Origin of the sequence: Pseudomonas fluorescens, from assembly GCF_018614775.1 — a bacterium.
GTDB lineage: Bacteria > Pseudomonadota > Gammaproteobacteria > Pseudomonadales > Pseudomonadaceae > Aquipseudomonas > Aquipseudomonas fluorescens_BY.
Map to the genome: position 1 here is coordinate 29,055 of NZ_JAGGOF010000069.1, position 13,282 is coordinate 42,336.

At 61.9% G+C, this 13,282-nt stretch carries 11 protein-coding genes; 7 read left to right on the forward strand and 4 right to left on the reverse strand.

The window, feature by feature from the left end:
• The first annotated feature begins 26 nt into the window (after positions 1-26).
• Positions 27-2,297 carry an ATP-dependent Clp protease ATP-binding subunit ClpA gene (gene clpA, locus J7E36_RS18045; RefSeq protein WP_053123178.1) on the forward strand — a complete coding sequence of 757 codons (2,271 nt, stop codon included), beginning with the start codon at positions 27-29 and terminating at the stop codon, positions 2,295-2,297.
• Positions 2,298-2,515: 218 nt separating this feature from the next.
• On the opposite strand, the gene infA is transcribed toward clpA, so the two are convergent.
• The 4 genes from infA to trxB all read right to left on the reverse strand — a co-directional run bounded on the left by infA (position 2,516) and on the right by trxB (position 5,308).
• Positions 2,516-2,734 (reverse strand): translation initiation factor IF-1, encoded by a 219-nt coding sequence (infA, locus tag J7E36_RS18050; RefSeq protein WP_002553999.1) that lies wholly within the window; start codon positions 2,732-2,734, stop codon positions 2,516-2,518.
• A 100-nt stretch (positions 2,735-2,834) separates the two neighbouring features.
• Positions 2,835-3,542, reverse strand: coding sequence for an arginyltransferase (locus tag J7E36_RS18055; RefSeq protein WP_215005663.1), 708 nt, complete (start codon positions 3,540-3,542; stop codon positions 2,835-2,837).
• Between the two features lie 56 nt (positions 3,543-3,598).
• Entirely contained in the window at positions 3,599-4,279 is a 681-nt protein-coding gene (gene aat / locus J7E36_RS18060; protein ID WP_215005666.1) for a leucyl/phenylalanyl-tRNA--protein transferase, read from the reverse strand.
• A gap of 69 nt (positions 4,280-4,348) precedes the next feature.
• Positions 4,349-5,308: a thioredoxin-disulfide reductase gene (gene trxB, locus J7E36_RS18065; protein WP_215005669.1), complete on the reverse strand. Its 960-nt coding sequence runs from the start codon at positions 5,306-5,308 to the stop codon at positions 4,349-4,351.
• A gap of 317 nt (positions 5,309-5,625) precedes the next feature.
• Between trxB and ftsK the strand changes: the two genes are divergently transcribed.
• From ftsK to cysG, 6 genes are all read left to right on the forward strand, one after another.
• Positions 5,626-8,031 carry a DNA translocase FtsK gene (ftsK, locus tag J7E36_RS18070; RefSeq protein WP_215005672.1) on the forward strand — a complete coding sequence of 802 codons (2,406 nt, stop codon included), beginning with the start codon at positions 5,626-5,628 and terminating at the stop codon, positions 8,029-8,031.
• A gap of 57 nt (positions 8,032-8,088) precedes the next feature.
• Positions 8,089-8,712, forward strand: coding sequence for an outer membrane lipoprotein chaperone LolA (gene lolA, locus J7E36_RS18075; RefSeq protein WP_215005675.1), 624 nt, complete (start codon positions 8,089-8,091; stop codon positions 8,710-8,712).
• 145 nt (positions 8,713-8,857) lie between these two features.
• Positions 8,858-10,183, forward strand: a complete 1,326-nt coding sequence (locus J7E36_RS18080; protein WP_215005678.1) for a replication-associated recombination protein A — start codon at positions 8,858-8,860, stop codon at positions 10,181-10,183.
• Positions 10,180-10,554: a fluoride efflux transporter CrcB gene (gene crcB, locus J7E36_RS18085; RefSeq protein ID WP_215005681.1), complete on the forward strand. Its 375-nt coding sequence runs from the start codon at positions 10,180-10,182 to the stop codon at positions 10,552-10,554. The genes J7E36_RS18080 and crcB overlap by 4 nt, the downstream gene beginning before the upstream one ends.
• A gap of 15 nt (positions 10,555-10,569) precedes the next feature.
• On the forward strand, positions 10,570-11,850 hold the full coding sequence (gene serS / locus J7E36_RS18090; RefSeq protein WP_215005684.1) for a serine--tRNA ligase: 1,281 nt from the start codon (positions 10,570-10,572) through the stop codon (positions 11,848-11,850).
• A complete protein-coding gene (cysG, locus tag J7E36_RS18095) occupies positions 11,851-13,245 on the forward strand; it encodes a siroheme synthase CysG (protein WP_215005687.1) in 1,395 nt (464 codons plus the stop codon). It begins immediately after the preceding gene.
• Positions 13,246-13,282 lie beyond the last annotated feature (37 nt).

The following is a 13,282-nucleotide window of genomic DNA, read 5'->3' on the forward strand; positions in this document are numbered from 1 at the left end:
CGACCACTTGGGTATGAGGTGAAGCCATGTTAAACCGCGAGCTCGAAGTCACCCTCAATCTTGCCTTCAAGGAGGCTCGTTCGAAGCGTCATGAATTCATGACGGTCGAACACCTGCTGCTGGCCCTATTGGATAACGAGGCTGCCGCCACCGTATTGCGTGCCTGCGGCGCGAATCTCGATAAACTCAAGCATGACCTGCAAGAGTTCATCGACTCCACTACGCCACTGATTCCCGTTCATGACGAGGATCGTGAAACCCAGCCAACCCTGGGCTTCCAGCGTGTACTGCAGCGTGCTGTCTTTCATGTCCAGAGCTCGGGCAAGCGTGAAGTCACCGGCGCCAACGTGCTGGTTGCCATCTTCAGCGAGCAGGAAAGCCAGGCAGTCTTCCTGCTCAAGCAACAGAGCGTTGCGCGTATCGATGTCGTCAACTACATCGCCCATGGCATCTCCAAGGTGCCGGGGCATGGCGATCATTCCGAGGGTGAGCAGGATATGCAGGACGACGAGGGCGGTGAGTCTTCTTCTTCGGGCAATCCGCTGGATGCCTATGCCAGCAACCTGAACGAACTGGCGCGCCAGGGGCGGATCGACCCGCTCGTCGGGCGTGAGGCCGAAGTGGAGCGCGTAGCGCAGATCCTGGCCCGGCGGCGCAAGAACAACCCGCTGCTGGTGGGCGAGGCAGGCGTGGGCAAGACCGCGATTGCCGAAGGCCTGGCCAAGCGCATCGTCGACAACCAGGTGCCCGACCTGCTGGCCAACAGCGTGGTTTACTCCCTTGACCTGGGCGCCTTGCTGGCCGGTACCAAGTATCGCGGCGATTTCGAGAAGCGCTTCAAGGCGTTGCTCGGTGAGTTGAAAAAACGTCCCCAGGCGATCCTGTTCATCGATGAGATCCACACCATCATCGGTGCCGGTGCTGCGTCGGGCGGGGTCATGGATGCGTCCAACCTGCTCAAGCCATTGCTGTCGTCCGGTGACATCCGCTGCATTGGTTCGACCACGTTCCAGGAGTTTCGCGGGATCTTCGAGAAAGACCGTGCCCTGGCCCGGCGTTTCCAGAAGGTCGATGTGTCGGAGCCGTCGGTGGAAGACACCATCGGCATCCTGCGCGGCCTGAAAGGGCGTTTCGAGCTGCACCACAACATCGAATACAGTGATGAAGCCTTGCGGGCCGCGGCTGAACTGGCCTCGCGCTACATCAACGACCGGCACATGCCGGACAAGGCCATCGACGTCATCGACGAAGCGGGTGCCTACCAGCGCCTGCAACCGTTGGAGAAGCGCGTCAAGCGCATCGAAGTGCCTCAGGTCGAGGACATCGTGGCGAAAATCGCGCGTATTCCGCCCAAGCACGTCACCAGCTCCGACAAGGAACTGCTGCGTAACCTGGAGCGTGACCTGAAGCTGACAGTGTTTGGCCAGGACGCGGCCATCGACTCGCTGTCGACCGCCATCAAGCTGTCCCGCGCGGGCCTGAAATCGCCGGACAAGCCGGTGGGTTCGTTCCTGTTCGCAGGTCCCACCGGGGTGGGCAAGACCGAGGCCGCGCGGCAGCTGGCCAAGGCGATGGGGATCGAGCTGGTTCGCTTCGACATGTCCGAATACATGGAGCGCCACACCGTATCGCGTCTGATCGGTGCGCCTCCGGGCTATGTCGGTTTCGACCAGGGCGGCTTGTTGACCGAAGCCATCACCAAGCAGCCGCACTGCGTATTGCTGCTCGATGAAATCGAAAAGGCGCACCCGGAAGTCTTCAACCTGCTGCTCCAGGTCATGGACCACGGCACGCTGACCGATAACAACGGGCGCAAGGCGGACTTCCGCAACGTGATCGTGATCATGACCACCAACGCCGGTGCCGAAACGGCGGCGCGCGCTTCGATCGGCTTCACCCATCAGGACCACTCGTCCGATGCGATGGAAGTGATCAAGAAGAGCTTTACGCCTGAATTCCGCAACCGCCTGGACACCATTATCCAGTTTGGTCGCCTCAGCCATGAGGTGATCAAGAGCGTGGTGGACAAGTTCCTTACCGAGCTGCAGGCGCAGCTGGAAGACAAGCGCGTGCTGTTGGAAGTCACCGACGCCGCGCGCAGTTGGCTGGCCGAGGGGGGTTACGATGTGACGATGGGGGCGCGGCCGATGGCTCGTCTGATCCAGGACAAGATCAAGCGTCCGCTGGCCGAGGAAATCCTCTTTGGCGAACTGGCCGAGCATGGCGGTGTGGTTCACATCGACATCAAGGACGGCGAACTGACCTTCGACTTCGAAACCACGGCTGAAATGGCCTGATCGTTAACTGCAGTAAAGCAAAAGGCGCCGAAAGGCGCCTTTTTGCTGTGTTTCGGATCGTTCCCACGCTCCGCGTGGGAACGCCTCAACGGACGCTCCGCGTTCGGCTTTGGGACGCAGAGCGTCCCCGGCTGCATTCCACGCAAAGCGTGGGAACGATCCGCGTCGCAGGCAAACAAAAACGCCCGGCATCAGCCGGGCGTTTTTGTATGAACCTGTTAGCGAGCGCGGTAAGTGATGCGCCCTTTGCTCAAGTCATAGGGTGTCAGCTCGACGCGCACTTTGTCGCCGGTAAGAATACGAATGTAGTTCTTGCGCATCTTGCCGGAGATATGCGCGGTAACGACGTGCCCATTTTCCAACTCCACACGAAACATGGTGTTGGGCAGGGTGTCGACGACAGTGCCTTCCATTTCGAAGCTGTCTTCTTTCGACATGCAGTAAAGCCCTCGGTATCCAGTGAATGGCCCGGTGCAACTGCGCCAGGCAAAAGCGGCGTGCATTGTGCCCGAAAAAGGGGGTTTAAGCCAAGGGGTTCTAACTGAGGACAACCCAACGCTGATTAATCAGCAGTTCTATGGGGCGATATTGAGTCTTGTAATTCATTTTCTTGCAGTTCTTTATCCAGTAGCCCAGGTACACCGCTTCGAGCCCCAGGCGCCGGGCTTCGTGGATTTGCCAGAGAATGGCAAAGCGCCCCAGGCTGCGCCGTTCCTCCGCCGGCTCATAGAAGGTGTACACCGCCGAAAGTCCGTTGGGCAGCAGGTCGGTGACGGCAATCGCCACCAGCCGTCCGTCGAGACGGAACTCATAGAAGCGGGAAAAGGGCAGGTCACGCACCAGGAAGGTCGAGAACTGATCGCGGCTGGGCGGATACATGTCGCCATCGGCATGGCGCTGCTCGATGTAGCGTTGATACAGGTCGAAATACTCCTCGCTGAACTGCGGCTTGGCCGGCCGGACGTGAAGATCGGCGTTGCGCTTGAAAATGCGCTTCTGTTGGCGATTGGGCGCAAATTGCGCCACGGGAATGCGCGCCGGCACGCAGGCATTGCAATGCTGGCAATGGGGCCGATAGAGATGATCGCCGCTGCGGCGAAAGCCCATCTCCGACAGGTCCGCGTAGACATGCACATCCATGGGTTGGCTGGGATCGAGGAACAGCGTCGTGGCCTGCTCCTCCGGCAGGTAACTGCAAGAGTGAGGCTGAGTGGCATAAAACTTCAAACGCGCCAACTCGGTCATGATCGACCCTCGGAATAAGCTATGGGGTAAGTGTAAGCCAGGAGCGCCGATGTCGCTCAGCAAACCCAGGTGGCCAGGTTGGGTTGGTCCAGATGCGCCTTGAGGTAGTCGGCAAAGTCCGTGCGTGGAATCGACCGGGCGCCCAGGCTGTGCAGGTGCTCAGTGGGCATCTGGCAGTCGATCAGGACGAAGCCGGCGGCCTTGAGATGCTGGACCAGCGTGGCGAAGCCGAATTTCGAAGCGTTGTCGGCCCGGCTGAACATCGATTCGCCAAAAAACAGCTGGCCCATCGCCAGGCCGTACAGGCCACCCACCAGCACGCCCTGGTCCCGGACTTCGACGGAATGGGCGATGCCGCGCCGGTGCAGTTCCAGGTAGGCGGTTTGCATGGCCTCGGTGATCCAGGTGCCTTCGGCATAGTCCCGCGGCGCGGCGCAGGCCTGGATGACGGCGGCAAAATCCTTGTCGAACGTCACCTGATAGCGCTGCTTGCGCAGCAGCTTGCCCAGGCTGCGGGACACGTGCAGTTCGTCGGGAAACAACACCGTGCGAGGGTCGGGTGACCACCACAGGATCGGTTGTCCTTCGGAAAACCACGGGAAGCAGCCGTGGCGATAGGCCTGGACCAGCCGGTCCGCGGACAGATCGCCGCCGGCGGCGAGCAACCCGTTGGGGTCGCGCATGGCTTTTTCCAGTGGCGGGAAATCAAAGGCGTTGCGTTGTAACCAGGTCAGCATCGTTATCCGCTTGCAGAAGGGGAGGGTAGCGGGCCCTCCGAAAACGGGCGCCCACTTAGAGGTTAACCGTCAAACGGCAGGGATGTCATCGAGATACTTTTCCGCATCGAGTGCAGCCATGCAGCCGGCCCCGGCAGACGTAATGGCCTGGCGGTACACATGGTCGGCAACGTCGCCGGCGGCGAACACCCCTTCGATGTCGGTCGCCGTGGCATTGCCCTCGCTGCCGCCGCGCACCAGCAGGTAACCGTCGCGCATGTTCAATTGGCCCTGGAACAGTTCGGTGTTGGGCTTGTAACCGATGGCAATGAACACCCCGGCGAGGGACAGGGTGCTGGTTTCGCCGGTCTCGCTGTGACGCAGGCGTGCGCCGGTCACGCCGCTGGCGTCGCCCAGTACCTCGTCCAGGTTCTGGTTCCAGTGCAGCTTGATGTTGCCGCTGGCGGCTTTTTCGAAGAGTTTGTCCTGGAGGATTTTCTCCGAACGCAGCTTGTCACGACGGTGGATCAGATGGACTTCCCGGGCGATGTTCGACAGGTACAGGGCTTCCTCGACCGCCGTATTGCCACCGCCGACCACGGCCACCACCTGGTTGCGGTAGAAAAACCCGTCACAGGTTGCGCAGGCGGACACGCCTTTGCCGGCGAAGCTTTCTTCCGAGGGCAGGCCCAGGTACTGCGCCGACGCGCCGGTGGCAATGATCAGCGCGTCACAGGTATAGGTGCCGCTGTCGCCGATCAATTCGAACGGGCGCTGCTGCAACTTGGCGGTGTGGATATGGTCGTAGACGATCTGCGTGTCGAAACGCTCGGCGTGCCGTTGCATGCGCTCCATCAGCACCGGCCCGGTCAGGCCTTCGACGTCGCCGGGCCAGTTATCGACTTCCACCGTGGTGGTGAGCTGGCCACCGGCCTGCATGCCGGTAATGACAACCGGTTTGAGGTTGGCCCGGGCGGCATAAACCGCCGCGCTGTAGCCAGCGGGTCCGGAACCGAGAATGATCAGGCGTGAATGCTTCACTTCGCTCATAAAAACACCTCATAAGCCTTTGTCATGAAAGACAATGCATGGTCCAATTGGCGCGTGTGCAGGCCGGTTTCGGAAACGCATTCGTGCAGCATGCGTGCGATGCCGTGGGGCCGACAAGCCCGTACAATGCTTGAGTTTTAAGCGCAGGATCGGCCAAAGATCAAAATTTTCGGCAACACCTGCGGTTTTCCCGATGCACCTCACAGTGGTAAAAGTAGTACCGGTTGTGCACATTCACTTTTTTACCTGCTCGTAGTGAGCAGTTTTTATAGTCATTCAACAGATGGACGCGCCGTTGGCGCAGGAAAAGAAGCGTTTTGAAGAAATCCACCGCAGCACCTAAAACAGTCGTCCCGCTCTGGCGCCAGCAATTGCACTACCGGCTCAAGGAAGGTGCATTGATCGCTATCGGTGCCTTGTGCCTGTTCCTGATGATGGCCTTGCTGACCTACGGCAAGGACGATCCGGGCTGGAGCCACAACAGCAAGATCGACGACGTGCAGAACTTCGGCGGGCCGGCTGGTTCCTACAGCGCCGACATCCTGTTCATGGTGCTGGGTTATTTCGCCTACATTTTCCCGCTGCTGCTGGCGATCAAGGCCTATCAGATCTTCCGCCAGCGCCACGAGCCCTGGGAATGGAGCGGCTGGCTGTTCTCCTGGCGCCTGATCGGCCTGGTGTTCCTGGTGCTGTCGGGGGCCGCGCTGGCCCATATCCACTTCCATGCTCCCACTGGCCTGCCGGCAGGGGCGGGCGGGGCGCTGGGGGAAAGCCTCGGCGACCTGGCGAAAAACGCCCTGAACATCCAGGGCAGCACCCTGCTGTTCATCGCCCTGTTCCTGTTCGGCCTGACGGTGTTTACCGACCTGTCGTGGTTCAAGGTCATGGACGTCACCGGCAAGATCACCCTCGACCTGATCGAGCTGATCCAGGGCGCCATGAACCGCTGGTGGGCGGCGCGCACCGAGCGCAAGCAACTGGTGGCGCAACTGCGCGAAGTCGATGACCGCGTCCACGAGGTGGTCGCCCCGACCGTGCCGGACAAACGTGAGCAGGCCAAGGTCAAGGAACGCCTGATCGAGCGCGAGCAGGCGTTGAGCAAGCACATGTCCGAGCGCGAGAAGCAGGTGCCGCCGGTCATCACCATGGCCCCGCCCAAGCCGCCGGAGCAGAGCAAGCGCGTGCAGAAAGAGAAACAGGCGCCGCTGTTCGTCGACAGCGCGGTGGAAGGCACCTTGCCGCCGATCTCGATCCTCGACCCGGCCGAAAAGAAGCAGCTCAATTATTCCCCCGAATCCCTGGCGGCCGTCGGCCATTTGCTGGAAATCAAGCTCAAGGAATTCGGCGTCGAGGTCTCGGTGGATTCGATTCACCCGGGCCCGGTCATTACCCGCTATGAGATCCAGCCGGCCGCCGGCGTGAAGGTCAGCCGCATCGCCAACCTTGCCAAGGACCTGGCACGCTCCCTGGCCGTGACCAGCGTGCGGGTGGTGGAAGTGATTCCCGGCAAGACCACCGTGGGTATCGAGATCCCCAACGAAGACCGGCAGATCGTGCGCTTCTCCGAAGTGTTGTCGACGCCTGAATACGACAACCACAAGTCGCCGGTCACCCTGGCCCTGGGCCACGACATCGGCGGCAAGCCGGTCATCACCGACCTGGCGAAGATGCCTCACCTGCTGGTAGCCGGTACCACCGGTTCCGGTAAATCGGTGGGGGTGAACGCGATGATCCTGTCGATCCTGTTCAAGTCCGGCCCGGAAGACGCCAAGCTGATCATGATCGACCCGAAAATGCTTGAGCTCTCGATCTACGAAGGCATTCCGCACTTGCTGTGCCCGGTGGTCACCGACATGAAGGACGCCGCCAACGCCTTGCGCTGGAGCGTGGCCGAGATGGAGCGTCGCTACAAGCTGATGGCCAAGATGGGCGTGCGTAACCTGTCGGGCTTCAACGCCAAGGTGAAAGAGGCCGAGGAGGCTGGCACGCCGTTGAGCGACCCGCTGTATCACCGCGAGAACATCCACGATGAGGCGCCGCTGCTGCACAAGCTGCCGACCATCGTGGTGGTGGTGGACGAATTCGCCGACATGATGATGATCGTCGGCAAGAAGGTTGAAGAACTGATCGCCCGGATCGCCCAGAAAGCCCGTGCCGCCGGTATCCACCTGATTCTGGCGACGCAGCGGCCGTCGGTGGACGTGATCACCGGCCTGATCAAGGCCAACATCCCGACCCGCATGGCGTTCCAGGTGTCGAGCAAGATCGACTCGCGGACCATCATCGACCAGGGTGGCGCCGAGCAACTGCTGGGTCACGGTGACATGCTCTACATGCCGCCGGGCACCAGCCTGCCGATCCGTGTACACGGCGCGTTCGTTTCCGACGACGAAGTGCACCGCGTGGTAGAGGCCTGGAAGCTGCGTGGCGCGCCTGAGTACAACGACGACATCCTCAATGGCGTCGAGGAAGCCGGCAGTGGCTTCGAGGGCAGCAGCGGTGGCGGTGACGACGATGCTGAAACCGACGCGCTCTATGACGAAGCGGTACAGTTCGTCCTGGAAAGCCGCCGGGCCTCGATTTCCGCCGTGCAGCGCAAGCTGAAGATCGGCTACAACCGCGCCGCACGCATGATCGAAGCCATGGAAATGGCCGGGGTCGTGACGGCCATGAACACCAACGGCTCGCGCGAAGTACTGGCGCCGACGCCGATGCGCGACTAACGACCTGAGCGGCCTGCATCACGCCGCTCGCACCCCTACGCATTCATGAGGACTCCCATGCGCCTGATTCGCATGTTGCTGTTGCCCGTACTGGCCCTGACCACCTTGTCGGCCCACGCTGACGAAAAGGACGTGGCGCGCCTGACCCAGCTGTTGGAAACATCCAGGACCCTGACGGCGCGCTTCTCCCAGTTGACCCTGGACGGCAGCGGCACCCAGTTGCAGGAGACCGCCGGCGACATGGCGTTGCAGCGTCCGGGCCTGTTCTACTGGCACACCGACGCACCGGCCGAGCAACTGATGGTGTCCGATGGCAAGAAAGTCTCCCTGTGGGACCCGGACCTGGAGCAGGTCACCATCAAGACCCTTGACCAGCGCCTGACCCAGACCCCGGCGTTGCTGCTGTCGGGTGACATTTCCAAGATCAGCCAGAGCTTCGACATCAGCGCCAAGGAAGCGGGTGGCGTGATTGACTTCACCCTCAAGCCCAAGACCAAGGACAGCCTGTTCGACAGCCTGCGCCTGTCGTTCCGCAACGGCCTGGTCAATGACATGCAACTGATCGATAGCGTCGGCCAGCGCACCAATATCCTGTTCACGGGTGTGAAGGCCAACGAACCGATCGCCGCGTCCAAGTTCAAGTTCGACATCCCCAAGGGCGCGGATGTGATCCAGGAATAAACACAGTCCCCTTGTGGGAGCGGGCTTGCTCGCGAATGCGATTTAACATTCAACATTGATGCTGACTGACATACCGCATTCGCGAGCAAGCCTGCTCCCACATGGAACTCCGGCAGCAGGATCAAATGAGGTTGCACAAGCAGTGATGGACCTGTTTCGAAGCGCCCCGATTGCCCAGCCATTGGCCGCCCGCCTGCGCGCGACCAATCTGGATGAGTACGTCGGCCAGGAACACGTGCTCGCGCGCGGCAAGCCGCTGCGCGAAGCCCTGGAGCAGGGTGCCTTGCACTCGATGATCTTCTGGGGCCCGCCAGGCGTGGGCAAGACCACCCTGGCGCGGCTGTTGGCGGAAGTCTCCGACGCGCATTTCGAAACGGTGTCCGCAGTGCTGGCCGGGGTCAAGGAAATCCGCCAGGCGGTAGAAATCGCCAAGCAGCAGGCCGGCCAGTACGGCAAGCGCACCATCCTGTTCGTCGACGAAGTGCATCGCTTCAACAAGTCCCAGCAGGACGCGTTCCTGCCGTATGTCGAGGACGGTACGCTGATCTTCATTGGCGCAACCACCGAAAATCCCTCCTTCGAACTCAACAACGCCTTGCTGTCGCGCGCGCGCGTCTATGTGCTCAAGAGCCTCGACGAGGCCGCGATGCGCAAGCTGGTACACCGGGCGCTGACCGAGGAGCGCGGCCTGGGCAAGCGTCAGCTGAGCCTCAGCGATGAAGGCTTCCAGATACTGTTTTCGGCCGCCGATGGCGATGGCCGGCGGTTGCTCAACTTGCTGGAAAACGCCTCCGACCTGGCCGAGGACAACAGCGAGATCGACGTCGAGCTGCTGCAAAGCCTGTTGGGCGATACCCGTCGACGCTTCGACAAGGGGGGCGAGGCGTTCTACGACCAGATTTCGGCGTTGCACAAATCCATCCGTGGTTCCAATCCCGACGCGGCCTTGTACTGGTTTGCGCGGATGATCGACGGCGGTTGCGACCCGTTGTACCTGGCGCGGCGCGTGGTGCGCATGGCCAGCGAGGACATCGGCAATGCCGACCCGCGGGCCCTGAGCCTGTGCCTCTCGGCCTGGGACGTGCAGGAGCGCCTCGGCAGTCCGGAAGGCGAGCTCGCCGTGGCCCAGGCCATCACTTACCTGGCCTGCGCGCCGAAAAGCAACGCGGTGTACATGGGCTTCAAGGCGGCCATGCGCAGTGCCACCGAGCACGGTTCCCTCGAGGTGCCGCTGCACCTGCGCAACGCGCCGACCAAACTCATGAAACAGCTGGGTTATGGCGAGGAATACCGCTATGCCCACGATGAGCCGGACGCCTATGCGGCCGGCGAAGACTATTTTCCCGACGAACTCGAACCCCAGCGGTTCTATCAGCCCGTGCCTCGAGGCCTGGAGCTGAAGATCGGCGAGAAGCTCAACCATCTGGCGCAACTCGATCGCCTGAGCCCACGACAGCGGAGAAAACCTTGATCCCCTTGATCCTTGCAGTGTCCGCCGGCGGCGTTACCGGCACGTTGTTGCGTTTCGCCACGGGCAACTGGATCAATGCAAATTGGCCCCGGTACTTCTATACCGCGACGCTCGCCGTTAATATCGTGGGCTGTCTGCTGATCGGCGTTCTATACGGTCTGTTTTTGATGCGTCCCGAAGTGCCCATCGAGGTACGCGCGGGGCTGATGGTTGGCTTTCTCGGCGGCCTGACGACTTTTTCATCCTTTTCACTGGATACGGTGCGCCTGCTGGAAAGCGGGCAGGTGCCGCTGGCCCTGGGCTACGCGGCCATCAGCGTATTCGGCGGGCTGCTCGCCACCTGGGTCGGCCTGTCCCTGACCAAACTTTGATAACGAGAGACCGACATGCTCGATTCCAAACTGTTACGTAGCAACCTCCAGGACGTAGCGGACCGCCTGGCATCCCGGGGCTTTGCCCTGGACGTCGCGCGCATCGAAGCGCTGGAAGAACAGCGCAAGACCGTCCAGACGACCACTGAGAAGCTCCAGGCTGACCGTAATGCCATCTCCAAGAGCATCGGCCAGGCCAAACAGCGCGGTGACGACATTGCTCCGTTGATGGCCAGTGTCGAGAACATGGGCAGCGAACTCAACGAAGGCAAAGTCGCCCTGGAGGCGATCCAGACCGAGCTGGACGCGATCCTGCTAGGCATCCCGAACCTGCCTCACGAATCGGTACCGGTCGGCGAAGACGAAGACGGCAACGTCGAAGTGCGCCGCTGGGGCACGCCGAAAACCTTCGATTTCCCGGTACAGGACCACGTCGCCCTGGGTGAGAAGTTCGGCTGGCTGGATTTCGAAACCGCCGCCAAGCTGTCGGGTGCGCGTTTCGCCTTGCTGCGTGGGCCGATTGCCCGCCTGCACCGCGCCCTGGCGCAGTTCATGATCAACCTGCACGTTACCGAACACGGCTACGAAGAGGCCTACACGCCGTACCTGGTCCAGGCACCGGCGCTGCAAGGCACCGGCCAGTTGCCGAAGTTCGAGGAAGACCTGTTCAAGATCAGCCGCGACGGCGAGGCCGACCTGTACCTGATCCCGACTGCTGAAGTGTCGCTGACCAACATCGTCGCTGGCGAGATCCTCGACGCCAGGCAACTGCCGATCAAGTTCGTCGCCCACACGCCGTGCTTCCGCAGCGAAGCCGGGGCGTCGGGCCGTGACACCCGGGGCATGATCCGCCAGCACCAGTTCGACAAGGTCGAGATGGTGCAGATCGTTGAACCGTCCAAATCCATGGACGCGCTGGAAAGCCTGACCGCCAACGCCGAGAAGGTCCTGCAACTGCTCGAACTGCCGTATCGCACCCTGGCGCTGTGCACTGGCGACATGGGCTTCAGCGCAGTGAAAACCTACGACCTGGAAGTCTGGATCCCGAGCCAGGACAAGTACCGCGAGATTTCTTCGTGCTCCAACTGTGGCGATTTCCAGGCCCGCCGCATGCAGGCACGTTTCCGCAACCCGGAAACCGGCAAGCCGGAGCTGGTCCACACCCTCAATGGCTCTGGCCTGGCGGTGGGTCGTACCTTGGTGGCTGTGCTGGAAAACTACCAGCAGGCCGACGGTTCGATCCGTGTGCCTGAGGTGTTGAAACCGTACATGGGCGGCATCGAGGTCATCGGCTGAATGGACTATTTGCCACTGTTCCACAACCTGCGCGGCAGCCGCGTGCTGGTGGTTGGCGGCGGGGAAATTGCCTTGCGCAAATCTCGCCTGCTCGCCGACGCCGGTGCGTTGTTGCGGGTGGTCGCACCCGAAATCGACTCGCAATTGCGCGAACTGGTCAGTGGCAGCGGTGGCGAATGCGTCCTGCGCGGTTACCTTGAGTCAGACTTGGACGGCTGTAGCCTGATCATCGCGGCCACCGATGACGAACCGCTCAACGCCCAGGTCTCGGCCGATGCCCACAAGCGCTGCGTGCCGGTCAACGTGGTGGATGCGCCAGCGCTGTGCAGCGTGATTTTCCCGGCGATTGTCGACCGCTCGCCGCTGGTGATCGCGGTGTCCAGTGGCGGCGATGCCCCGGTGCTCGCGCGGCTGATCCGGGCCAAGCTGGAAACCTGGATTCCATCGACCTATGGGCAGCTCGCCGGATTGGCGGCGCGCTTTCGCAGTCAGGTCAAAGGCCTGTTCCCGGATGTCCAGCAACGCCGGGCATTCTGGGAGGACGTATTCCAGGGGCCGATCGCCGATCGCCAATTGGCCGGGCAGGGCGCCGAGGCCGAGCGTCTGCTGCGGGAAAAGATTGCCGGCCAGGCGCCTGATGCATCGGGTGAAGTTTATCTGGTGGGTGCCGGGCCGGGTGATCCGGACCTGCTGACCTTCCGCGCCCTGCGCCTGATGCAACAGGCGGACGTGGTGCTCTACGACCGTCTGGTGGCGCCGGCGATCCTTGAGCTGTGCCGGCGTGATGCCGAACGGGTCTATGTCGGCAAGCGTCGCTCCGAACACGCCGTGCCTCAGGACCAGATCAACCAGCAACTGGTGGACCTGGCCAAACAGGGCAAGCGTGTGGTGCGGTTGAAGGGCGGCGATCCGTTCATCTTCGGTCGCGGTGGGGAAGAGATCGAGGAACTGGCGGCTCATGGCATCCCGTTCCAGGTTGTTCCGGGTATTACCGCAGCCAGTGGTTGCGCGGCCTACGCCGGGATCCCGCTGACCCATCGCGACTATGCCCAGTCGGTGCGCTTCATCACCGGCCACCTCAAGGACGGCAGCAGCGATTTGCCATGGGCAGACCTGGTCTCCCCGGCCCAGACGCTGGTGTTCTACATGGGCCTGGTGGGTTTGCCGATCATCTGCAACGAGCTGATCAAGCACGGCCGCGGCGCGGATACACCGGCGGCACTGATTCAGCAGGGCACGACGTCCAACCAGCGGGTGTTCACTGGCACCTTGGCGGACTTGCCACGGCTGGTGGCGGAGCATGAGGTCCATGCGCCGACGCTGGTGATCGTTGGGGAAGTGGTGCAGCTGCGCGAGAAACTGGCGTGGTTCGAGGGCGCGCAGGGGCAGGTCTAAAAGACCGCGTGATGATCGTCCCCACGCTCCGCGTGGG